The sequence below is a fragment of the Acetomicrobium flavidum genome (assembly GCF_900129645.1).
In the GTDB taxonomy this organism is placed as follows: Bacteria; Synergistota; Synergistia; order Synergistales; family Acetomicrobiaceae; genus Acetomicrobium; species Acetomicrobium flavidum.
Genome location: NZ_FSQZ01000001.1, coordinates 694,250 through 717,887, shown reverse-complemented (window position 1 = coordinate 717,887; position 23,638 = coordinate 694,250). Strand labels below are relative to the sequence as shown.

24 protein-coding genes and 1 riboswitch are annotated in these 23,638 nt (G+C 48.5%); all 24 genes read left to right on the top strand.

Annotated features, from left to right (window positions below; genetic code table 11):
* Positions 1-51 precede the first annotated feature (51 nt).
* The 24 genes from BUQ78_RS03650 (at position 52) to grdA (ending at position 23,629) form a co-directional block, all read left to right on the top strand.
* The gene (locus tag BUQ78_RS03650) at positions 52-1,005 is read left to right on the top strand and encodes a YybS family protein (protein ID WP_074199297.1); all 954 of its coding nucleotides are present in this window, start codon (positions 52-54) and stop codon (positions 1,003-1,005) included.
* A 5-nt stretch (positions 1,006-1,010) separates the two neighbouring features.
* On the top strand, positions 1,011-1,454 hold the full coding sequence (gene rplI, locus BUQ78_RS03645; RefSeq protein ID WP_074199296.1) for a 50S ribosomal protein L9: 444 nt from the start codon (positions 1,011-1,013) through the stop codon (positions 1,452-1,454).
* On the top strand, positions 1,451-2,806 hold the full coding sequence (gene dnaB, locus BUQ78_RS03640) for a replicative DNA helicase (protein WP_245529576.1): 1,356 nt from the start codon (positions 1,451-1,453) through the stop codon (positions 2,804-2,806). Before rplI ends, dnaB begins: the two co-directional genes overlap by 4 nt.
* 20 nt (positions 2,807-2,826) lie before the next feature.
* Positions 2,827-3,813, top strand: a complete 987-nt coding sequence (locus BUQ78_RS03635; protein WP_014806272.1) for a DUF72 domain-containing protein — start codon at positions 2,827-2,829, stop codon at positions 3,811-3,813.
* The gene (gene queD / locus BUQ78_RS03630) at positions 3,810-4,208 is read left to right on the top strand and encodes a 6-carboxytetrahydropterin synthase QueD (RefSeq protein WP_014806273.1); all 399 of its coding nucleotides are present in this window, start codon (positions 3,810-3,812) and stop codon (positions 4,206-4,208) included. Before BUQ78_RS03635 ends, queD begins: the two co-directional genes overlap by 4 nt.
* The gene (locus BUQ78_RS03625) at positions 4,205-5,173 is read left to right on the top strand and encodes a 2-hydroxyacid dehydrogenase (RefSeq protein WP_014806274.1); all 969 of its coding nucleotides are present in this window, start codon (positions 4,205-4,207) and stop codon (positions 5,171-5,173) included. The genes queD and BUQ78_RS03625 overlap by 4 nt, the downstream gene beginning before the upstream one ends.
* A 31-nt stretch (positions 5,174-5,204) precedes the next feature.
* Positions 5,205-5,867 (top strand): HAD family hydrolase, encoded by a 663-nt coding sequence (locus BUQ78_RS03620; RefSeq protein WP_014806275.1) that lies wholly within the window; start codon positions 5,205-5,207, stop codon positions 5,865-5,867.
* Positions 5,852-8,041 (top strand): vitamin B12-dependent ribonucleotide reductase, encoded by a 2,190-nt coding sequence (locus BUQ78_RS03615; protein ID WP_041459732.1) that lies wholly within the window; start codon positions 5,852-5,854, stop codon positions 8,039-8,041. The genes BUQ78_RS03620 and BUQ78_RS03615 overlap by 16 nt, the downstream gene beginning before the upstream one ends.
* Before the next feature lie 15 nt (positions 8,042-8,056).
* A complete protein-coding gene (locus tag BUQ78_RS03610; protein WP_074199295.1) occupies positions 8,057-8,983 on the top strand; it encodes an efflux RND transporter periplasmic adaptor subunit in 927 nt (308 codons plus the stop codon).
* Positions 8,977-9,681 carry a YggS family pyridoxal phosphate-dependent enzyme gene (locus tag BUQ78_RS03605; protein ID WP_014806278.1) on the top strand — a complete coding sequence of 235 codons (705 nt, stop codon included), beginning with the start codon at positions 8,977-8,979 and terminating at the stop codon, positions 9,679-9,681. Before BUQ78_RS03610 ends, BUQ78_RS03605 begins: the two co-directional genes overlap by 7 nt.
* Positions 9,682-9,705: 24 nt before the next feature.
* Entirely contained in the window at positions 9,706-10,095 is a 390-nt protein-coding gene (locus BUQ78_RS03600; RefSeq protein ID WP_014806279.1) for a cell division protein SepF, read from the top strand.
* A complete protein-coding gene (locus BUQ78_RS03595; RefSeq protein ID WP_014806280.1) occupies positions 10,088-10,561 on the top strand; it encodes a DivIVA domain-containing protein in 474 nt (157 codons plus the stop codon). Before BUQ78_RS03600 ends, BUQ78_RS03595 begins: the two co-directional genes overlap by 8 nt.
* Positions 10,539-12,629: an ATP-dependent DNA helicase RecG gene (gene recG / locus BUQ78_RS03590; RefSeq protein WP_074199294.1), complete on the top strand. Its 2,091-nt coding sequence runs from the start codon at positions 10,539-10,541 to the stop codon at positions 12,627-12,629. Before BUQ78_RS03595 ends, recG begins: the two co-directional genes overlap by 23 nt.
* A 124-nt stretch (positions 12,630-12,753) precedes the next feature.
* Positions 12,754-14,112 carry a sodium-dependent transporter gene (locus tag BUQ78_RS03585; protein ID WP_014806282.1) on the top strand — a complete coding sequence of 453 codons (1,359 nt, stop codon included), beginning with the start codon at positions 12,754-12,756 and terminating at the stop codon, positions 14,110-14,112.
* 101 nt (positions 14,113-14,213) lie between these two features.
* Complete coding sequence (locus tag BUQ78_RS03580; protein ID WP_014806283.1) at positions 14,214-15,725, top strand: sodium-dependent transporter; 1,512 nt, start codon at positions 14,214-14,216, stop codon at positions 15,723-15,725.
* 368 nt (positions 15,726-16,093) lie between these two features.
* Positions 16,094-17,632 carry a ribonuclease Y gene (gene rny / locus BUQ78_RS03575; RefSeq protein ID WP_014806285.1) on the top strand — a complete coding sequence of 513 codons (1,539 nt, stop codon included), beginning with the start codon at positions 16,094-16,096 and terminating at the stop codon, positions 17,630-17,632.
* Positions 17,633-17,644: 12 nt separating this feature from the next.
* Complete coding sequence (locus tag BUQ78_RS03570; protein ID WP_014806286.1) at positions 17,645-18,439, top strand: TIGR00282 family metallophosphoesterase; 795 nt, start codon at positions 17,645-17,647, stop codon at positions 18,437-18,439.
* 71 nt (positions 18,440-18,510) lie between these two features.
* The gene (locus BUQ78_RS03565; RefSeq protein ID WP_014806287.1) at positions 18,511-18,747 is read left to right on the top strand and encodes a HypC/HybG/HupF family hydrogenase formation chaperone; all 237 of its coding nucleotides are present in this window, start codon (positions 18,511-18,513) and stop codon (positions 18,745-18,747) included.
* A complete protein-coding gene (gene hypD / locus BUQ78_RS03560) occupies positions 18,740-19,810 on the top strand; it encodes a hydrogenase formation protein HypD (RefSeq protein WP_074199293.1) in 1,071 nt (356 codons plus the stop codon). The genes BUQ78_RS03565 and hypD overlap by 8 nt, the downstream gene beginning before the upstream one ends.
* Positions 19,811-19,812: 2 nt before the next feature.
* A complete protein-coding gene (hypE, locus tag BUQ78_RS03555; RefSeq protein ID WP_014806289.1) occupies positions 19,813-20,790 on the top strand; it encodes a hydrogenase expression/formation protein HypE in 978 nt (325 codons plus the stop codon).
* An 85-nt stretch (positions 20,791-20,875) separates the two neighbouring features.
* Positions 20,876-20,972, top strand: a riboswitch (glycine riboswitch).
* A 113-nt stretch (positions 20,973-21,085) separates the two neighbouring features.
* Positions 21,086-21,490: a GrdX family protein gene (locus tag BUQ78_RS03550; protein ID WP_074199292.1), complete on the top strand. Its 405-nt coding sequence runs from the start codon at positions 21,086-21,088 to the stop codon at positions 21,488-21,490.
* Position 21,491: 1 nt separating this feature from the next.
* Positions 21,492-21,815, top strand: coding sequence for a thioredoxin family protein (locus BUQ78_RS03545; protein ID WP_014806291.1), 324 nt, complete (start codon positions 21,492-21,494; stop codon positions 21,813-21,815).
* A gap of 16 nt (positions 21,816-21,831) precedes the next feature.
* Entirely contained in the window at positions 21,832-23,121 is a 1,290-nt protein-coding gene (locus BUQ78_RS03540) for a glycine/sarcosine/betaine reductase component B subunit (RefSeq protein ID WP_074199291.1), read from the top strand.
* Between the two features lie 25 nt (positions 23,122-23,146).
* Positions 23,147-23,629, top strand: coding sequence for a glycine/sarcosine/betaine reductase complex selenoprotein A (gene grdA, locus BUQ78_RS03530; RefSeq protein ID WP_084532191.1), 483 nt, complete (start codon positions 23,147-23,149; stop codon positions 23,627-23,629).
* Positions 23,630-23,638 lie beyond the last annotated feature (9 nt).

Below are 23,638 nucleotides of genomic sequence, written 5' to 3'. Positions count from 1 at the left end.
GATCTTAGGGGAGAAGGCTTTCTCCCCCTTTTTTTACCAGGAGGTATTCAGATGAGAGACACCAAAGCATTGGTAGAATCGTCCCTATTGGTTGCCCTATCTGTCGTCTTATTCCTGGCAAGCCATTTTTTGCCAGTCGTTGGGGTTTTGTTATCGCTTTTTTGCCCTGTGCCATTGGTGATCTTGGGCCTTAAAGTCCCGCTTAAGAACGCTTTTATGGGCACTTTCGTGGCATTTGTCCTTGTCACGCTTTTCATGGGCGTGCTAGGCGGGGTATTGTTTGTCTTCGGGTTTGCCTTGATGGGTGTAATGTTGGGCTTTTTCGGACATCGATTCGATAAGGTCTCGGAGATATTGTTTTACGGTTTCTTAGTTTCCTTGTTCAGCAAGTTGATCTTAATGGCATTGGTAAAGCTCATTACTGGCGTTAACCCCTTTGCGATTGACCCTAAAGCCATAATGGAAGCATTCAATGAAGCAGAAGCCCTGTTTTCCGGCAGCAGTAAGGCTTTCTTTGAAACGATGCGAATGCAGGTTGAGGCCATGAGCAAGGTGATGGTTTACATCCTTCCGGCCATCCTGATAGCAGCTTCGTTTTTAGATTGCGTGATAAGTTATTTGATAAGTCAAAAGGTAGCCGGGAGGTTTAAGATTACCTCATTGCCGAAGGTGCCGCCCTTCGGTGAATGGCGTTTCCCCAAGAGCACCCTCTTTGCCTTTTTCATCGCCTTCGTTCTTTCCTTTTTCGACCACAGCGGTAATAATATTGGTGTGCTATATATGCTTGCCTTGAACTTGAAGGTCATTTCGATAATGATCTTTATGGTTCAGGGAATGGCAACGGTTTGGTACATATTATCAAAGATGTCTAAGCAGAAGATAAAACCATGGGTTGGAGTTGTTGTTGTTGCGGCTGTGATGTTTATCCCGGTTTTGTCGGTAGCGGTGATAATGTTAGGTTTCGCGGATATACTAATAGATCTGCGTGCAAAAATTGGGAGGTGAGCTGATTGCAGGTTATCTTAAAGCAGGATGTCGAAAAGTTAGGAAAAAGGGGAGATATCGTTAAAGTCTCGGACGGCTACGCAAGGAATTACCTGATACCCAGGGGTTTGGCGGAAGAGGCTACGCCGGACAAGATCAAGGCACTGGAGGAGATCAAAAGGACAGAAGAGAAACGAGCGAAGAAGATGGAGCTGGAAGCTCGCGAAAAGGCCAAACTGCTGCAGGGTAAGCAAGTGGTAGTGCATGTCAGTGCCGGGGAGAAGGGAAAGCTCTTTGGAAGTGTGACCAACGCACATGTTAGCGAAGCTATATCAAAACAGCTGGGCGTTGAGATAGATAAAAAGCTGATAAAACTTGAAGAGCCCATTAAGGAATTAGGGGTTTATCCCTTAAAGATAAAGCTGCACCCAAGTGTTGAGGTGGGAATGACCTTAAAAGTGGAGGCATGAAGGTATTGGAGCAGGGAATTGACAGGATAATGCCGCATAATCTAGATGCCGAGAGGGCAGTCTTGGGGTCCTGTTTGCTTGACAAGGACGCTGCCATTTACGTGATCGAGACATTGCGGAAAGACGATTTTTATGATGCCATACATCAGTTGGCGTATGATATCATCTCTGAGATGGTTCAAAAAGACAAAGCGGTCGATCCTCTTACCTTTATTGAGGAGGCAAAAAAACGAGGCCTTTTCGATAAGCTGGGGGGACAGTCCTTTGTAGCTTCGTTGATAGATGCGGTCCCAACCACTGCTAATGTGGAGTATCATGCGCGAATAGTTAGGGACAAGTCTGTACATAGGAAGATGATTCAGGTCGGGACCTACATCACGAAGTTGGGGTATGCCGAAGAAGCGGAAATAGAAGAGGTGCTTGACGAAGCCGAAAGGGCAGTCTTTGATGTTGCAACTCGCGGGAATTTAGTGGTTTTTAAGGCATTGGGAGAAGTATTGAAATCTTCCTTTAAAGAATTGGAAGATAGGTTTTTTGGGGGCAGCGTCGTAACCGGCCTTCCTACGGGCTATATAGATCTCGATCGCATCACTGGCGGCTTGCAGGGCGGATCCCTGATTATTTTGGCGGCTCGCCCTTCAATGGGAAAGACGGCACTGGCTTTGAACATAGCTCAATATGTCGCAATAAAGCAAGAAACACCCGTGCTGATATTTAGCCTTGAAATGAGCGCAGAGCAGCTGTCGCATAGGCTTTTGGCTTCGGAGGCCAAGGTTAACATCCACGATATGCGAACAGGCGCTTTGCCAAGGGGGACATGGGATATCCTGGCAAATGCCGCCGGCATGCTGTCTGAAGCTCCCATCTATATCGACGACAGCTCCTTTTTGTCCACGCTGGACCTTCGTGCTAGGGCCAGGAGGTTTAAGGCACAACACCCAAAGCTGGGTTTGATAATAGTCGACTACCTCCAATTGATGAACTTGTCTAGAAGGGTAGAGAACAAGCAGCAGGAAGTGGCCGAGATATCGAGGGCTCTAAAGGGAGTGGCAAGGGAATTGAACGTGCCCGTTATCGCCCTTTCGCAGCTGTCTCGTGCCGTAGAGCAGAGACAGGACAAAAAACCTCAACTTGCAGACTTGAGGGACAGCGGCGCCATTGAGCAAGACGCAGATTTGGTTATCTTTCTTTACAGAAAGGGTTATTACGAACCCGATAAGGAAGACGGCCAAGACGTGGCCGACCTAATAATAGCAAAGCACAGAAACGGTCCCACAGGTACCGTTCAGTTGCTCTTTGTCAAGGAATATACGCGATTTGAGAATTTTGCCTCCTGGACCTTATCTAAATAGCCTGGAGGTTGAACTTTATCATGGATGTAGATTTTCGCATAGGAACATGTTCCTGGGCTGACAAGTCCCTTTTAGCAAGCAACTGGTATCCTCAAGGATGTCGCGGCGGTAGGGACAGATTGCGATACTACTCCACCTTTTTTGACACTGTTGAGGCGGACAGCTTATTTTATGCCCTGCCGAGCCCATCGGTAATTTATTCCTGGGTAGCATCCACGCCTCCTAACTTTCTGTTCAATGCTAAGGCGTTCGCTCTTTTTACCAATCACGCCGTTTCGGCAGAAAGTCTGCCGTCATGGTGCAAGAGTAATTTAAGCGGAATGACGTCTCAAGGGGCAAGGAGACGTGTCACGTTGAAAGACCTGGACAGGAAGTCACGAGGACGGCTGTTTGAGGAATACAAATTTTTGATCTCCATATTGAAGTCGACCCAAAGGCTTGGCTACGTCCTGTTTCAATTTTCTCCGAGCACAAGGTTCGACGAAAGGTGGCTGACCTACATGAAAAGGTTGCGCCAGCTGCTCCCGTCCTATCCAATTGCGATAGAGGTGAGGCATATCTCTTGGTTCGATGACGACGCAAAAGGCAAATTTCTAGGGTTGCTTGAGGACGAAAATATGGCCTATGTGGCCGTCGATGAACCTCGCCTCCGTTGGACCGTGCCAATGAATTGGCATTTGACTGCATCATGGGGGACCGTGGTCAGGTTTCATGGCAGAAATGCCGAGGGCTGGAGGAAGGGGTCTTCGATTCATGAGAAGTACAGGTATAAGTATAACGTGGATGAACTGAATTGGTGGAAAGATCGCGCGTTGAGCATGCAATTGCCGAAAAAGGTATTCATGATGTTCAATAACTGCTACAAAGATTATGCCGTTCAAAATGCGATGATGATGAAAAAACTGCTTGGATTAAATAAGGATGACGTCCCCTTGCAGATGAGCTTGATTGATGGCCTTAAAAAGCCCGAAGAGGGCAAAGGGGAGGAGAAGGGGGAATTTAATTGATTTTGAAGCGCGAGTTTAGCTTTGATGCTGCTCACTATTTGCCGGATTATCACGGCAAATGCGAGAGATTACATGGGCATACATACAGGGCTGCTATCTTTGTAGAGGGCGTTCCCGATGAAGAAGGCATGGTGATGGATTTCGTGGAATTAAAGGAGCTAATCCGAGATAAGCTTTTATCTAAGCTGGATCACTCCTGCCTTAACGACATAATAAAACGTCCTTCGGCGGAATATATAGCCCTCTGGATATGGAATGAGATGATGTCGGTTATAGACGATGGCAGGCGTTCTTTGAAATACGTTCAGGTGTGGGAAAGTCCGGATAGCTCGATCCTCATAGACAGAGGTGATTTTGAGAAGTTTTCCGATCGTTTGGAGGTTGCACGGGGATGAGGGTGTTGTTTTCCAACAGGAATTTCGAGCGATTGAGGGAGATAATAGAGCCGCTGTTTATGGGCCACGAGATCAAATATGCAAATATATCGGAAGACGTTTCGTTGCTTGAGTGGGCTGATGTATTGGTTAGGGGAACAGAACCCTTCACTGCCGAGATGCTAAGTTTTGCTCCCAATTTGAAGATGGTCTGTCAATGGGGAGTGGGCGTGGAGGGCATAGATATAGAAGCTTGTTCAGCAAAGGGCGTTTTTGTCTGCAACGTCCCCTCTAGCAATACGGGAAATGCCGAGGGAGTCGCCGAGGTGGCCATTTTGCACATGCTGCTTTTAGCTAAAGGTTACAATAAGTCGCAGGAGAATCTAAAAAAGGGCAAGGTGTTCTCTCCTAGGGGTTTAACTTTATGGCGAAAGCGCGTCTGCATAGTTGGGTTGGGCAATGTCGGAGTTACGCTTGCAAGCAGGCTAAAGCCCTTTGGCGTAACGTTGGTTGGGGTCAACAGGTCGTGGAAGGACAAGTTTGATGCGCTAAAGTTAGACCAATTTTTTACATTGGACGATGTAAACGCCGCCGTTAAGGGATGCAGGTTCGTAGTGCTCACTTTGGCTCTTACTCCTCAAACCGAGGGATTGATCGGACACGAGTTCTTCAAAAACATGGACAAAGATGCCTTTTTGGTGAACGTGGCCCGGGCTAACATAGTACAAAGGGAGGCCTTGGAAAGCGCTTTGAGGGAAGGCCATATTGCCGGATGTGGGCTGGATGTCCTCTGGAAAGAGCCTCCCGATCCCGATGACCCCATTCTTAACATGCCAAATGTTTACATTACCCCTCACATTGGCGGCACTAACGACGAAGCGTTGAGGGGAATACCTGCCTTCATAGCGGACAACGTGAACAGGATCTCAGAGGGCAAATTGCCCCTGTCTTGTATTAATGTAACTTCAATCGGGAAGGCTGAATGACTTTTAGCCTAGGCGGAGGTGTGTCTTAGATATGGAAATTGATGCGATTTTATTCGACTTTGACATGACATTGGTCGATACGAGCCATGCAATAGCTTATGCCATGAACCGGTTTGCCGAGATGATGGGGTTGCGGAAGGTCAGCTACGAAGAAGTGCTGGCCACGATAGGCATTCCCATGGACAAATCTCTTTCCCTGCTATGGAAGGATGCAAAGCCGGAGTGGCTGGAAATATATTCGCAAAAATGCAGACCTCTGGAATATGAACGAATGAAGCTCTTTCCGGGGGTATCCGAGACGTTGAAGGCCTTGAGGGATAGGGGGCTTAAATTGGGTATAACCTCAAACAGGAGAAGCGCAAAAAAGGCCGTAACCCATCTGGGGTTGGATGGGTATTTCGACGTTATCCTGGGCCTTGAGGACGTAAACACCCCTAAGCCCGATCCGAAGATCATTTTAAAGGCGATTAGAATTTTGGGGGTCGACAAAGATCGGGTCGTTTACGTTGGAGATACCGTCATCGATATGCAGACGGCAAAAAATGCCGAAGTGTGCGGCATAGGAGTTACCACGGGGCTTTACGACGAAAAAAGCTTGATCGAAGCCGGAGCTTCTCTGGTGTTGCCAGGGGTAAGCAGGATTCTTGACTTATGCATCCCGGGAAAGGTGATGGAGAAATGCCTGAAAAAGTGAAGCCCTCCTTTTCTGAAAACGCGACAAGGGTGTTAGAGCGCAGATATTTGTTGAAAGACGAAAAGGGAAGCCCCACAGAGACGCCGGAGGAGATGCTGTGGCGCGTTGCTCGAGCTGTTGCCAAGGCGGAAGAGCGCTTTGATGACGAGCAATCGCCTGAATATTGGGCGGAGAGGTTTTATGAAGTCATGGCGCAGCTCGACTTTTTGCCCAACTCTCCCACGCTGATGAATGCAGGCACACCTGCAGGGCAGCTTTCGGCGTGCTTTGTACTGCCCATTGGCGACAGCATGGAGGAGATATTCGATGCCCTCAAATATACTGCCCTGGTACATAAATCCGGTGGCGGTACGGGATTTAACTTTTCCACGCTTCGTCCATACGGCGATATAGTGAGGAGCACCAAGGGCGTGGCTTCCGGTCCGGTATCCTTTATGGAGCTTTTTGATCACACGACTGATGTGGTTAAACAGGGCGGCATGAGGCGCGGGGCCAACATGGGAATACTTAATGCCGACCATCCCGATGTAATCAGGTTTATCAAGGCAAAGATAGAAGAAGGAAAGCTGAAGAACTTCAACATCTCCATCGGTGCAACTCATAAATTCATGCATGCCGTTTTAAACGATGAAGATTGGCAACTGCTGAACCCGCGGACTGGGGAGGTTGTCGAGAGCATTAAGGCAAGATATTTGTTCGATTTGATTTGCGAGATGGCCTGGAGGACAGGCGACCCCGGAATGGTGTTCTTAGATAGGATAGATGAGCTAAATCCTACCCCTAACCTGGGGCATATCACTGCCACAAATCCCTGCGGCGAACAGCCGCTTTTACCTTTTGAGTCCTGCAACCTGGGAAGCATTAATTTATCTAACATGGTTTCGCCCAAAAGAGAAATCGATTGGGATAAGTTGGAAGAGACGGTTCGTGTAGCCGTGCGTTTCCTTGATGATGTAATCGAAGTAAATCACTTTCCCATAAAAGAAATTGCAGAGATGACCAAGGCCACAAGAAAGATAGGCTTGGGCGTGATGGGATGGGCCGACGTGTTATTTAAGGTCCGCATACCATACGACAGCGAGGAGGCGTTGCAACTTGCTCGCAAAGTAATGTCCTTTATAAATAAGATAGGATATGAGGAAAGTTCTAATCTCGCAAGGATTAGGGGGCCATTCCCCGCATGGAAGGGAAGCAAATGGGAAGAAAGCGGAGTTTTGATGAGAAATGCCACAGTTACGACAATCGCACCGACGGGGACGATTTCTCTCGTCGCCGATGCCTCTAGCGGTATAGAGCCAGCCTTTGCCCTGGCCTACAGGCGAAAGGCCTTTGAAGGAACTGCCAATCTGGATTATGTAAACGAAATTTTGCTCGATGCCTTGAAAGAAGAGGGGTTGTATACAGAAGCGTTGATCGAGGAAATCTTGGGCAAGGGATCCCTCAAGGACATAAATCTTCCCGAAGGCCTTAAAAAGGTCTTCGTTACGGCACATGAAATAGCACCCGAATGGCACGTGAAGATGCAGGCGGCTTTTCAGGAGTTCACCGATAATGCCGTCAGCAAGACCATCAATTTGCCCCATGAAGCGTCTGTGGAGGACGTAAAAAAGGCCTTTTTGTCCGCCTATGAGCTTGGGTGCAAGGGTATAACTGTATTCAGAGACCGATGCAAGGAAGATCAGGTGCTCTATGTGGGTACCAAGCCACAAAGGGACGTTATCGGACAGGGATATGTCAAGCCGAAAAAGCGTCCCCCCTTGCTTTCGGGCAGGACGGTTAAAATCGGAACAAGCTACGGAAACCTTTATCTCACATTGAACTTCATAGACGGACAACCCTTTGAGGTCTTTGCCACTTTAGGGAAGTCCGGCAAGGATACGCAAGCACACACGGAAGCCCTGGGGCGATTGATATCTTTAGCTTTGCGAAGCGGTATTCCAGTAGATGAAATAATAAAACAACTCAAGGGTATAGGGGGTAGCACGCCTTTCCTCGAGGGAAATGCCTTGATCTTAAGTTTGCCCGATGCGATAGCAAAGGGATTGGAAATGGCTTTAGGCAAGGCGATAGAAATAAAAGATGGAGGAGATATGTGTCCAGTTTGCGGAGCCCCCTTGGTTCACGTCGAGGGATGCGAGCGGTGCACGAGTTGCGATTACAGCAAATGCGATTAGACATGCGTTAAAATAATGAAGGAAAGGAAAAATCTGGCCCAAATTGCATACGGAATATGGTGCTTGGTCTTAGTGTCTTTGGCCGTATTTGTCTTTTTGGCCTGGCAGAACCATCATTACTATACGCATCCTGATGTCGTTACGGCAAAGCCGGCTCTGCACATAGATGAGTTTCCCCTTGAAGGTTGGCTTCTATGGGACGAAGATGTTATAAAGGCGCCTGTCAGTGGGACCTTGAAGTTCATCAATGGCGGTAAGGTGGCCAGAGTGGCCAAAGGCGAGGCTATCGCTGTCATAGAGGGCACAGGCAGAAGGGCGATCTTGGCTTCAAGGGCCGGATACTTAGTTCCGGCCCTTGATGGAGAGGAAGGCAGATGGAACTTCGCGCGAGTTTGGCTGGATTACGACAACTTGCCCAAGGAGGTCAAGGCAAAACCCATACCTCAGGGAAGTTACGTCCAGGCGGGCATGCCCATAGGAAAGATCGTTCCCCTACCGCAGGTGTTACGTTGCGTCTTTTACGTTTACTTGACTCCAAGGGTGAGGGAATATTTGAATAAAAACGTTTTATGGATTAGGCTTGACGAGCTGGATATGCCCCTTAGGGTAGAAGTGTTGACTAAGGAGGCCGTAGGACTTAAGGTCAGAGTTAATGTGGCATTGGCGCCTTATTTTCCGGCTCATGTGACTATCAATCGCAAATTAAGCTTTAAGCTGTACGAGAGAAAGGTCCATGGGGTGTTGGTTCCGGAAAAAAGCGTTATTTTTAAAGGAGGAAAACAGGGCCTTTATGTAGTATCTAAAGGCCTAGCGGCTTTTAGGGAAATAAAGGGAATGCCCGTCGAGGGCAATATGTTCTTCGTCGAGGAGGGGTTGCTCCCGGGTGAAATTGTCATATCCGATGGCGACAGGGCCAGAGAGGGGAGGGTCTTCCTTTGGTAGTTTCAGATATACATAAAAACATCGAAATGGTTAAGGAGCGGATAGCCAAAGTAGCTGCTAGCGTGGGCAGAGACCCTGATCGAATAAAGCTGATCGCAGTCTCGAAGGGCCAACCGGTAGAGGCAATGGTTCAAGCAGCAAAGACCGGTTATATTGACGGAATTGGCGAAAACAGGGTACAGGAAGCAAAGGCAAAGAAAGAGCATTGGCCTTCTGAGTTGAATATCCCTTGGCATATGATAGGTCATCTCCAGAGAAATAAGGCAAAGCAGGCGATACAAATTTTTGACGTCATTCAAAGCGTAGACAACCTGGAGTTGGCGACGGTCTTAGAGGAAAGATTAACTGTATTCGATGATATCATGCCGGTTCTCATCGAGGTAAATATCTCAGGTGAGGCCTCAAAGTACGGCATCCCCCCTGATAGGGTGCATAGTTTAACGGAACATATTTTAAATCTTTGCCCTCATCTGAAGTTGCTTGGACTGATGGGAATAGGCCCCTTGACGGACGAAGAAGAGCGCATAGGATCCTCGTTTGCCATGCTGCGCCGCATAAAGGAGACGCTTGAAAGGGATTTTGAAATAGATATTCCAGAATTGTCCATGGGCATGAGCGATGACTTTGAGATTGCCATAAAAGAAGGAAGCACCATGGTGCGCATAGGGCGTGCCATATTTGGTCCCAGGATAAATTAGCAAGACCTTACGGAGGAGATGGGGATGCTAGAAAGACTCCTGGCACTGCTTGGCATTTCAAGGCAAAGGGATGAATGGTTGAGTGATGATGACTTAAAACCTTACGGCGAAGAAGGTCAGACATCCAAGTCGTCTCCCCAGCGAGCCGCTGTGGTGTTTTGTAGGGGCGTAATATGCGTGGAACGAAGGGAAGATTTAGCAGAAGCCCTGCATAACGGCCAAATAATAATAGTAGACTTAAGAAACGTCGACAAGGGAGAGGGACAGAGCGCCCTTGATTTCATATGCGGCGTAGCTTATGCAATGAGGGGAGTGGTCATGAGAGTAGCGCCAGCCGTATTTTTAGCCACGCCGGACAGAAATTTGGTAGAGTTATGGGAAGAGGAAAAAGGAGTGGCCCACAATCATGAATGAAGTAATATCAGCCCTTGACGTCATAAATAAAAATTTCAAGAGGTCTTTGCGCGGTTATGATCCTGTCGAGGTTGACGACTTCCTGGATTTAGTTGCAGAGAGCCTACACTATTATGCCGAAAAGTCGGGCGAGCAGGAACGCAAGATTAATCAGCTTGAAAAACAGCTCGAGGATTATAGAAATTTAAGGGATTCCCTTCAGGAAGCGTTGCTTATGGCGCAACAGAGCGCCGACGAAAAGGTAGAGGCTGCAAAAAGGGAGGCAGAGGCCATAGTGGCTGAAGCGAGGGCCAAGGCCGAAAGGATCTTAGAGGAAGCCTCTCAAAGTCTAAGGGAATATAAAATCGAGATCGAAAGGCTAAAAAAGCTGAAGGTTTCCTTTATTGCCGAATTCAAGTCAACCTTAAATAAGTACGCTCAAATGATCGAGGCCGAAATCCAGGATGAAGAAAGTTTATCCACCTGAAGAAAACGTTCTTGACAGAAGCATAAGATTTTTAAAGGGAGTAGGACCGAAAAGGGCTGCTCTTCTGATAAAACTTGGCGTCAAAACCATAGAGGACTTGCTTTTTTTATTTCCCCGTCGCTATGAAGACAGAAGGCATATAACCCCCATGAGTTCGATCGAACCAGATACCTTTGCGACCCTCCTGGTTCGAGTCGTCGGTGTGGAAAAAAGGACCACCAGAAAGCGCAATTTGGAGTTGACCATAGCCACCATAACGGATGGCAGTCAAATAGCGCAGGCCCTTTGGTTCAACAGGAAAAGGTTGGAAAACATCCTCCTGCCTGGAACTGTGGTGGCCCTGTATGGCAAGGCAAGAAAGAGCTTCGGCTTGTTACAGGTGATAAATCCTGAATTCGAAATCGTGGAAGCCGAAGGTTCTCCGGAGGAGGTGGGCAAGATAGTGCCAGTTTATCCCCTTACCGAGGGTTTAAACCAGAGGTGGCTTAGACTGTTGGTAAGGCAGGCACTTATGGAATATTTGCCCTACGTCGAGGAATTTATGCCGCCCGAAATATTGGCAAGAAACGGCTTGCCATCGCTAAAGGATGCCTTGCTTGGTTACCATTATCCCGATGACGAAAGGTGCTGGAAGCTGTGTCGTAAAAGGCTTGCCTTCGATGAGTTGTTCTTGTTGCAGCTTGGGTTGGCCGTAAAGAAAACACAGCTGAAAAATGAGGCCAAAGCGCCAAGGCTCTCCTGGCATGGGCCTCTTCAAAGGGACTTTATCGAAAGATGTTTGAACTTCGAGCTTACCGGTGCCCAAAGGAAAGTGTTGCAAGAGATAGCAGATGACGTGACTAAAGACGTGCCCATGAACCGACTACTTCAGGGAGACGTCGGATCAGGCAAGACGGTAATTGCCGTAGCGGCCATGCTTGCCTCCGCAGATGCAGGGTTTCAATCAGCGTTGATGGTACCTACAGAGGTCTTAGCCAAACAACATTACAGCAAGATAAGTGCTTGGCTTGATGAGCTTAACCTTAAGGCGACCTTGCTAACCAGCAGCTTAACGCCTCAAGAAAGACAAAAAGCATATGATAATATCAAAATGGGAAAATCCAACATAGTTATAGGTACTCACGCTCTTATTCAGGAGGGCGTCGAATTTCAAAGGTTAGGCTTGGTTGTCATAGATGAACAACATCGCTTTGGTGTGCTACAACGGCTAACTTTGGCAGATAAAGGAAAATGCCCCCATGTCCTCGTGATGACAGCCACACCCATACCCAGAACTTTGGCATTGACCGTTTACGGTGACCTCTCGGTATCGGTGATTGACGAGCTTCCTCCCGGCAGAAGCCCCATAAAAACTCAGTGGATAAGGAAGAGCAGATTACATGATCTTTACCAGTTCATTAAAGATAGGCTTTCCTTGGGTGAACAGGCATACTGGGTATGCCCTTTGATAGACGAAAGTGAGTCCTTGGATGCTACCTCTGTTCTGGAGCGTTATGAATCCTTGTGCGAGGAATTTTCCGGCTTCAAGGTGGGCTTGCTGCACGGTCGCCTTGACGTTGCGGGTAAATATGAGGCCTACGAGGCATTTGTGCGCCATGAAATGGACTTGCTAGTGGCAACAAGCGTGATAGAAGTTGGAGTTGACGTTCCAAGCGCATCCATAATTGTAATTGAAGATGCTTATAGGTTTGGCCTCTCGCAGTTACATCAGCTTCGAGGCAGGGTTGGTCGCGGAAGCATTAAGGGGTTTTGCTTTTTATTGGGAGAAGCTCCCACCCCTGAAGCCAAAAGAAGGTTTAAAGTGCTCTGTTCCACGAACGATGGCTTCGTCATAGCTGAAGAAGATCTAAAGCTAAGAGGGCCGGGTGCTTTCTGTGGCGTCAGACAGCACGGCATTACCGATTTTAAGGTCGCAGATTTAGTAAAAGACGTCGAATTGCTGCAAAAGGCACGCGTGGAGGCTCAAAAGTTAGTTTCCGCAGATCCCATGCTGTCCAAAAATCCACTACTGAAAAGAAAACTTCTCATAACTTTAGGTGAAGCCTTGTCCCTCGCCCTTACAGCGTAGTGTAATATTTGTTATTTAAATCTCATATGCTTTACCTTTAGGTCCTATTGGGCCTTTAACCCCAATTTACTTTATATCTTATATGCGATAAAATGATATGCACAATAAAAGGAGGTGACTGCAATTGGCTGAGAGGGAGCAATTGGCTTCTAGACTGGGTTTTATACTGGTATCCGCAGGCTGTGCAATTGGACTAGGAAATGTTTGGCGTTTTCCATACATCACGGGTCGTTATGGCGGGGCTGCTTTTGTCATAGTTTATCTGATATTTTTGGCCATCATGGGCCTGCCGATCATGGTGTGCGAGTTTGCCATGGGACGTGCGAGCAGGAGGAATTTGGCAGGTGCAATGCTAGTTTTGGAACCCCCTGGCACCAAGTGGCATATTTATGGCTACTTAGGGATTATAGGGAATATGGTCTTGATGATGTTTTATACAACGGTGACAGGTTGGGGTTTGGCCTACACCTATCATACGGCAGTGGGCCATCTTGCAAGGCTATCCCCGGAAGAGGTTGGAAACTTCTTTGGCTCGTTTATATCAAACACTCCCGAATTGACAATGTGGATGGCCCTGGTCGTCATCATTGGCTTTTTGGTTTGCTCAATAGGGCTACAGACAGGTGTCGAACGAATAACCAAGATACTCATGTCGGGACTTTTTTTATTGCTGATAGTGCTAATGGTACGGTCGGTGACTTTGCCTGGAGCCGAAAAGGGCTTGGCCTTTTACCTCAAGCCCGATTTTTCCAAGTTGAGCTGGGAGGCAGTATATGCCGCCATGAGCCAGGCATTCTTTACGTTGAGTTTGGGCATAGGCAGCATGTTGATATTTGGCAGCTACCTCAGCAAGGAAAGGACCCTTGCTGGAGAATCCGTTTACGTAATTATCCTCGATACTTTGGTGGCCTTGATGTCCGGCATGGTGATCTTTCCGGCCTGTTTTGCCTTTGGGGTAGATGCTGGTGCAGGCCCGGGATTGATATTTGTTACGCTTCCCAACGTTTTTAATTCGATGACAGGAGGAAGGATATGGGGGACGCTATTTTTCGTCTTTATATTCTTTGCTGCTCTGACTACCGTAATCGCCGTCTTCGAGCATCTGGTAGCCTTTGCCATGGACGAGTGGAAGTGGAGCAGGAAGAAGGCCTCCTACATTGGCATCATTATCATGTTCATCGCTTCCCTGCCTTGCGTCTTGGGGTTTGGCCCATGGAGCGGATTTCATCCCTTTGGAAACGGAACGGTAGTCCTCGATCTTGAAGACTTCATAGTCAGCTTTAATTTGCTTCCCATTGGTTCCTTGGTATTCGTGCTATTTTGCACCTCAAAGTACGGATGGGGATGGGACAACTTCATAAGGGAGGCCAATACCGGCATAGGACCTAAGTTTCCCGAGGGACTAAGGGGTTACATGACCTACGTTTTGCCGCTCATAATCGCTGTAGTGTTGATTATGGGTTATATCCAGTTCTTTGGCTAAAGTGGATGAGGAGGTGAGAGAGGCCAATATGCCTAGGCAGCTTCGAAGGGGTGAATTTTTAGGGATTAAATCAAATACCTGAGAAGAAGGAGGAGATGAGTATGCCGGAAGCTGGAAGAGAGAAGTTTTTAAAACGGCGTCATATGATCTTTGCAGCCATAGGGTCGGCCATTGGGCTAGGGAACGTTTGGCGATTTCCCTATATGTGTTATCAGTATGGAGGGGCAGCATTCCTTGCGGCGTATATAATAGGCCTTTTTGCTATTGGGATCCCATGGCTGCTTACTGAGTTCGCTATGGGACATTATTTTCAAAAGGGAGCCCCTGGAGTCTTTAAAAGTATAGGCAGGAAGTGGGAATGGGTAGGATGGTTTCCCACCATATCGGCCTTTTTGATCGACACTTATTACTGCGTCATCATGGCTTGGACTTTAATTTACATGTTCAGCTCGATGACCCTTGCCTGGGGGGCAGGAGAAGCCGGCGCACATCAGGCGGGAGATTACTTCTTCAAGACCGTTTTAGGGTTATCGGAGAGCCCAGCTCACCTGGGAGGGCTGCAATGGCCCATCGTCGGAGCCTTGGCCTTCACTTGGATTGTGATATATCTTGTTATATATCGCGGTGCCGAGATAATTGGGAAGGTATCCGAGGTGGTAATGTCTTTGGCGTGGGTTTTAATAGCGGCTATATTGGTAAGGAGCTTGACGTTGCCCGGGGCGGTGGATGGGCTTAACTACTACCTTGATGTCGACTGGTCGGTCCTAAAGGGCGGTGGCGTGTGGTTTGCCGCCTTCAGCCAGATAGCCTTTTCGCTTTCCGTTGGCATGGCCGGGATGTATGCTTACGGTCGATTCATCGCAAAAAAAGGCGACATTACTAACAATACGATCATAACGGCCCTATGCGATAGTAGCTTTGCATTTTTGGCAGGGTTTGCGGTGTTTAGCACCGTTGGTTATATCATGCAGGCTCTTGGCGTATCCCTTAAGGATGTCACCATTTCAGGCGTTGGTCTAGCCTTTGTGACCTATCCCGTTGGCATTTCTTTGATGCCTACATTGAATCGATTGACTGGCGTACTATTTTTCTTGATGTTCTGGCTGATCGGTTTGAGCTCCGCCTACTTTTTGGCTTATGCCGGATACATGGTCCCGCTCATGGATAAGTTTGGGTGGGATCGCAAGAAAGTTACGTTTTGGGGATGCTTGGTGGGATTCATCATTGGACTTCTTTACTGCACACAGGCAGGACTTTACTGGCTTGACATTGTGGATAGGACCGTTGCATTCTATACTTTGCTTTTGGGGGGAGCCATCGCCTCTTTGGTCGTAGGATGGGTCTTCGGTGCCGACAAACTTCGCGAACATGTGAATGCAACTTCCGATATCAAGGTTGGCCCCTGGATGGACTTTTTAATTAAGATTGTAGTGCCCGTTGGCCTTATCTTTGTGGCAGTGTACGGCGGCTTCATGCAGGACCTCAAGGAACCTTATGGCGGGTACGGTTCTTGGTCTAACTTTATATGGATATTGATGATCGTCGTATTGATTGCCAGCTTCGTGTTGCAGGGAATGAAATGGAAAGATGAAGGACTTAATAAGTATAAGTAAAGCAAAAAGGAGGGAGGCACGATGACGACTGCCTCGATCGTAACGACGATATTCATGGCCGTTGTCCTGATAGGAGGATTAGCTTTTTGCTTCAGTCGAGTTGGTAAAGGTGGCGGAGAGTGGGAGGATTAGCCACGTAAGTTCTGCAGCCTTTGTAAAGTTAAGCCAAAGTAGCCCTAATGCGTCGGGAAGTGTTTCCCGACGCATTTTTATGGATACAGGATTCGTTTCCCGGCCTTGTGATATTATGAAATGTTTTGTAAAATAATGCCCAGAGCGCTACTTCAAGATAAATATTTGAGGATCAATTTTAAAGTGTTATTGGTATAATTTCGTACCTTGACAATCGAATGAGGGGTGATACTTATATGGGATTTGTTGTGCTTATATCGAGCGCGTTGACCGCGGCTGCAGGCGTTGCCGTAGGTTATTACGTTCGAAAATTTCACGATGAAAAAAAGATTTTAAGCACGAAAAAGATTGCCGAACAGATACTTGAAGAGGCAAAAAGAGAGGCAGAAACGAAAAAGCGGGAGATGCTTGCTGAGGCTAGAGAAGAGGCTCTAAAGATCCGTCACGAACTGGAAAGAGAGATCAAGGAGCGCCGCAATGAGCTTCAGCGGGCCGAAAGAAGGATCGAGCAGAGAGAGGAAAGCCTTGACAGGAAGCTCGAAAACCTGGCAAGGAAAGAAGAGGAGTTGAAGGCTAAGCTTGCCGAGGCCGAAAGGACAAGACAAGCAGCAGAAGCGCTGTTACAGGAGCGAATTGCAAAGCTGGAGGAAGTTGCCGGGCTTTCGAGGGAGGAAGCCAAGCAAGTTTTGCTCAGGGAAGTCGAAGAGGAAGCTTCCTCTGCAATCGGGTTGAGGTTGAAAGAATTGGAGGAGAGTTTCAAGCGAGAAGCCGACAAACGAGCTAGGGAAATCGTGACGATGGCAATTCAGCGATGCGCCGTCGATCATACTTCCGAGGTTACGGTCAGCGTCGTCACTTTACCTTCCGATGATATGAAGGGAAGGATAATAGGACGAGAGGGGAGAAACATCAGGGCCTTTGAAAGCCTGACGGGAGTGGACTTGATCGTGGACGATACGCCTGAAGCCGTGACCTTAAGCTGTTTTGATCCCGTAAGGCGAGAAATAGCTCGCATATCCCTTGAAAGGTTGATACTTGACGGAAGGATCCATCCGGCGCGCATAGAGGAAATAGTAGAAAAGGTTAGCAGGGAAGTCGAAGAACATATGCTTGAGGCGGCCGAAAATGCCTTGCTTGAGGTCAATGTCGAAGGGGTACACCCGGAGATAGTAAAGACCCTAGGGAGGCTTGCCTATAGATCAAGCTACGGCCAAAATGCATTGGCGCACAGCTTGGAGGTTGCTCACCTTGCCGGTGTAATGGCAGCCGAGCTCGGGCTTGACGAGGTGCTGGCAAAAAGAGCCGGGTTGTTGCATGATATAGGCAAAGCCATAGATTGCCAAGTCGAGGGTTCGCACGCCTTGATTGGTGCGGACTTGGCGAAACGTTATGGCGAGCCGCAGGTTATCGTCAATGCCATTGCAGCCCATCACGAAGAAGAAGAACCCAAGAGCCCTTACGCCGTTTTAGTGTTGGCTGCCGATGCGATCAGCGCTTCCAGACCGGGAGCCAGGCGCGAAAGCATTGAAGCATATATAAGGAGGCTCGAAAAGCTCGAAAATTTGGCGTCATCCTTTGAAGGGGTGGAGAAGGCATACGCCATTCAGGCCGGAAGGGAAGTGCGTGTCATGATATCTCCTGAGGCTGGAGATAACGGGAGCATATATAAGATCGCATACGATATTGCTCGAAAGATAGAAGAGGACCTTAAATACCCTGGCCAGATAAAGGTCACGGTTATAAGGGAACTTCGGGCAATCGAGTTTGCCAAGTAGGAGAATGCGGCGATGAGGGTGCTTTTCATAGGGGATATCGTTGGCAGGCCGGGCAGAAAGGCGCTTCAAAGGTTATTGCCAAGGATAAAATCCCTATATGGTCCGTTTGACTTCGTAATCGTAAACGTTGAGAATGCGGCCGGCGGTTTCGGGATAACTCAAAAGATATTTGACGAGTTGTCGTCGATGGGGATCGATTGCATGACTTCGGGTAACCATATATGGGATAAGAAGGAAGGTCTATCCCTGCTTGATTCGGAGCCGGTACTGTTGCGGCCGGCAAACTATCCGCCCGGTTGTCCGGGTCGTGGCAGCATGACGTTAAAAGGTCCTTCTGGTGAGCTGTTAGTGTTAAACCTGCTCGGCCGAACCTTTATGTACGACGTGGATTGTCCTTTCAGGAAGGCTGATGAAATATTGCAAGGGGTACAGCTTCCGGTTTTAGTGGACATTCATGCCGAGGCTACATCTGAAAAGAGGGCGCTTGCCTTGTACCTTGACGGACGAGTCTCGGCAGTTGTTGGTACGCATACTCACGTAGCGACGGCCGATGAAGAGATACTTCCAATGGGGACTGCCTTTATAACGGACGTCGGCATGACCGGCGGGCACGCCGGGGTTATAGGGATGCATAAGGAGACGGTAATAAACCGCTTCTTGACTTCAATGCCGGCCCGATTCGAGGCATGCAACGAGGACCTAAGGCTTAATGGGGTTTGTTTGGACATAGACGCTTCGTCCGGAAGGGCCTTGAGCATTTCCAGAATCAGCGAGAGGTTAGAAGAAGAAGCGTATGATCGACGATAGCCATGCAATAATATTAAGCGGGGCCGAAGCAAAGGTCCCGCTTTTTAGTGTAAGCAAAAGGGGGATTAAAGATGTGTCTTGCTGTTCCTCATAGGATAGAAGAAATCTTGGATTCAAAGAGGGCCATAGCTGCTGCCGGGCCTTTGAGGGTAGAGGTGAGAACGGATTTGATCGACGATTTAAACGTGGGCGACATTGTCTTAGTGCATGCCGGTTTCGCCATAGAAAAGTGCGAGGAAGAGGACGGGCAGGAATTAGAAGAACTATGGGAAGAAGTGTTGAGACTTGCGGGCAAGAGAGATGCTTAAAGATAAGATAAAACTACTTTGCGATGCTTTAAATAACCTTGCCGACGAGCCCTTGACGTTCATGGAGGTTTGCGGCACTCATACTGTCGCGATCTACAGGAGCGGATTGAGATCCCTGCTTCCAAAGAACGTGTCGCTCGTGTCGGGACCAGGCTGTCCCGTATGCGTTACGGATCAGGGCGAAGTGGATGCAGCCATACAGTTAGCCAATAAAGGGGATTTGATCTTTGCTACGTACGGCGATATGCTGCGTGTGCCCGGGACAAAGGGATCTTTGCAGGATTTGAGGGCTCGTGGTGCTGACGTTAGGGTTGTTAAGTCCTGTGACGAGGCCTTAAATTTGGCCTTAAAAAACCCGACCAAAGAAGTGGCCTTCCTAGGGGTTGGGTTTGAGACTACTGCTCCTTCAACGGCAGCCGTCATCTTGGAGGCGGCAGAAAGGGAGATTGAAAATTTTTCAGTCCTTTGTTTCCATAAATTGGTTCCGCCGGCGCTGCGGCTTCTTGCGGGTTCAAAGGAGCTCAAGGTCGACGGTTTTATCCTTCCAGGGCACGTCAGCGTGGTATTGGGGGTAGCTCCCTACATGTTTTTACCGAGGGATTTCAAGGTCGCCTGTGCCATTGCCGGCTTTGAAGCCCTTGACATAATGGAAGGGATAGTAGAGCTGGCAAGACAGGTCCGCTACAAGGATTTTAAGGTCAGCCTGCTTTATGCCAGGGCGGTCAAGCCTGAAGGAAATCCTTTGGCCCAAAAGCTCGTAAGACGAGTCTTTGATGAGGCCGATGCAAGATGGAGAGGGCTGGGCGAGATAAAAAAATCCGGGCTGCGCTTGAAAGCGGAATTTTCTCGGTTCGATGCAGCTGCTAAGTTTGATCTCAGGATCGAGGAAGTTCCTTTGCCTTCAGGATGCAAATGTGGTGATGTGTTGATGGGAAAGATAACACCCCAGCAGTGCCCCCTCTTTGCCAAGCGTTGCAACCCCGATGATCCGGTTGGTCCCTGTATGGTATCGAGCGAAGGCAGCTGTGCTGCCTGTTATAAATATTCCCATAAGGTGATGTGATCATGTTCGTGGAGCTTAAACACGGCAGTGGCGGTAGGCCGACCCAGCAACTTATCGGCGAAATATTGAGCATATATGGAGATAACAGTATAAAGGATTTAGAGGATTGCGCATTGATTGAAGGCGGCCTTGGAGTGACCATCGACGGTTTTACCGTGAGCCCCAGGTTTTTCCCCGGAGGTGATATAGGCAAGCTGGCCGTGTGCGGCAGCACCAATGACCTGGCAGTGAGAGGTGTCAAGCCCATGTATTTGGCCATGAGCATTCTGATAGAGGAGGGTTTGCCCAAGGAGGAGTTGATTAAGGTCGTAAAAAGCGCTTATGGGGTCAGCAAAGAGCTTGATGTTAAGCTCGTTGCCGGTGACACTAAAGTTTTGCCGAGGGGACAGGCAGATGGCATGTATATAACCTGCTGTGCCTTGGGAAAGGCCGTGACAGGGAGGCCTTGGGGGATAAATAATTTGTCCTCGGGTGACATCTTGGTAATAACCGGCCCCATAGGCAAGCATGGCGCCTTGATATCGGCGCTTCATTACGGATTAGACGTAGACCAATTGGCAAGCGATTGTGCTCCTCTATGGCCCTTGATGCAACCCCTTACTGAAGTAGCGGGGGTTAAATGTGCCAGGGATTGCACGCGAGGCGGATTGGGGACGGTCCTATGCGAATGGGCTGAAGGAGCTGGCATTGGGATAGAGATCGAAGAAGATCTGATACCCTTAGATCCGGAAGTGGCATCAGTTGCCGATGTGCTTGGTTTCGACGTGCTGCATTTAGCCTGCGAGGGCACGGCCGTTATCGCCGTGGCACCGGACTGTGCAGAATATGTCCTTTCTTCTTTGAGAGTTTTGGCTCCCAATTGTACAGCTATAGGCAAGGTCACGGAAGACCATCCGGGCATCGTTGGCCTTAAGACGGAGATAGGCGGCATTAGGGTGGTGGATATGTTGGCCGGGGAAATGGTTCCGAGGATATGTTAGGATAAGAAGTATACTTTTTATCCGGTCGTCCTTGACCTTTAAAATAGTTAGTATAAAATATTATGTGAAAATGTTTATAATTCGGATGAGCGCCGCAAGAGATATCTCATGCAAAGCGTGAGAAGCCGAAGGTGCAAGGGCAGTGGCCCCAATCTCTCAGGCAAAAGGATTGCGACGTGACGAAGCCCTGGAAAAGGTCCAAAATTTGGATCTACCAAAAGGGCAAGCCGAAAACGGCGAATCCCTGCGGGTAAAGAGGACAGGGGCCAAATGAACCAAAAGGGGGGTTTGGCTGATGTCCTTTTTTTATGAGATCATATCAAATAACCCACGCATTAAGAGCTTTTCAAATTGCACCTATATAGAGGGGCCGGTTTTGGATGTCCTAATAGCTCTACGCGATAAGGTGCACCGGGGATATAGGATTTTATCTCATCCTTTAACAGGAAATTTACCTGCATCGAGACGGCTTTTTTTGTCCGTTGTGGTTTTTAAGCCTTCCCTCCAGCAGGAAGATCATTTTGTCGATCTCGATTCCATCAAATTAGTAGAAAGTGCTTTAGATATCTATAGAAACAGCAAGCCTTCCTTTCCACTGCAAAGTACAAAGGCAATGGAGGATATGCAATATCTCGATGAAGAGCTGATAATGCCCGTGCTTCGTCAATGCGGGATAACATCACAAGAGGGGGTGCATTGAATTGATCGAAGTCAATAAGGACAACTTTGAGGCGGAAGTTCTACAAAGCGACTTACCTGTAGTGGTAGACATGTGGGGACCAAAGTGTGGTCCATGCCTTGCATTGATGCCCCAAGTGGAAGAACTTGCCTCGAAGTACGAAGGCAAGGTCAAATTCTGTAAGCTTAACGTGGCTGAGAACCGCCGCCTGGTCATCAGCTTGAAGGTGATGGGAGTTCCTACATTCTTGTTCTACAAAGGAGGAGAGTTAAAGGACAGGATAACGGGCAGCGAGGTCACTATTGATGCTATAAGAGAAAGGGTCGAAAAGTTACTGCAGTCCTAAAAAGGAGGTGTATGCAGTGAGGCTTGAATTGCATAAGATCAAGGTAAAAGACGTTAAATGGGGAGATGCTACGAAGGTCGAAGATGGCATCCTCTATGTCAATCGCGAGGAGATAATCGACTTGCTCTCATCGGACGATCGTTTGGAATCCGTCGAGGTGGATTTGGCCCGTCCAGGCGAGAGGGTGCGCATCGTTCCCGTCAAGGATGTCATTGAACCGAGATGCAAGATAGAGGGCGAAGGCGATGTCTTTCCCGGTTTTATAGGTGACGTCGAGGGCGCAGTGGGGCAAGGAAAGACCCTGGCATTAGCAGGGGCTGCCGTTGTGACTTGCGGAAAGATAGTCGGCTTTCAAGAGGGCATAATAGATATGTCGGGGCCTGGGGCAGAGTATACCCCCTTCTCGAAGACGAACAACGTGGTCTTGGTCTTTACGCCTAAGGCCGGCATTGAGAGGCATGATTACGAAGCTGCCTGCCGCGTCGCGGGGCTAAAGGTTGCGCACTTCCTGGCAGTAAAGGCTAAGGGGGCACATCCTGACGAGGTGCAAACTTACGAACTTGAGGAAATTACGAAAAGGCCAGACCACTTAAACAAGCTTCCAAGGGTTGCCTACATCTACATGCTCCAATCTCAAGGGTTGCTTCACGATACTTATGTTTACGGAGTCGATGCGAAAAAGATTCTGCCTACTCTAATTCATCCTAATGAAGTCTTCGATGGGGCCATAGTTTCCGGAAACTGCGTGTCTGCATGCGATAAAAACAGCACCTACGCTCACCAAAACAACCCTGTCATAGAGGCATTGTACAAGCGTCACGGCAAGGACATAAACTTCATCGGCTGCATCATAACTAATGAAAACGTCACCCTTCAGGATAAGAAACGAAGCTCCTCCTATGCCGTAAAATTGGCCAAGATGCTTGGCGTCGAGGGAGTAATCATAACGGAAGAAGGCTTTGGAAATCCCGATACCGACTTGATAATGAACTGTAGAAAGGCCGAGCGCGCCGGCATAAAGACGGTGCTCATAACGGACGAGTATGCAGGCCGAGACGGAGCAAGCCAGTCGCTTGCCGATGCAGCCCCCGAAGCCGATGCCGTCGTAAGCGTGGGCAATGCCAACCCCACCGTCAAGCTACCGCCCATGGAAAAGGTCATAGGTTTTAGCGAATTTGTTGACGTCATAGCCGGAGGATTTTCTGGTGCATTAAAACAGGATGGCTCCATTGAAGTGGAATTACAAGCCATAACCGGAGCTACCAGCGAGCTAGGTTTCACCTGTCTATCGGCAGAAACCAGGTAAAATAAAATATAGGAGGTGTTGACCCATGGCAAAGGGAAAGCTGGCAGGTAAAAAGCTGATTCTCCTTGGCGAGCGGGATGGTATTCCTGGTCCCGTCATGGAGGCCTGTTTGAAGGATAGCGGCGCTGAAATCGTATTTTCCGTGACCGAATGTTTCGTCTGAACGGCCGCAGGAGCCATGGACCTGCAGAACCAGCAGCGCATCAAGGACGCCGTTGATAAGTATGGAGCAGAGAACGTAGTAGTGATACTCGGTAGCTCTGACCCTGAGGGTGCAGAAATTTATGCAGAGACGGTAACTAACGGCGATCCGACTTATGCAGGTCCTTTGGCAGGAGTCCCGTTGGGACTCGCAGTTTACCACGTTTTTGAGCCTGATATACGAGAAGAAGTAGATCCTGCTGTTTGGGAAGAACAGATGGGAATGATGGAGATGGTCTTGGATCCGGAAGCCCTGTCTCAAGCGGTTGCGAAGATGCGCGAGCAATACAGCAAATATTCGCTCTAATATGGTCAT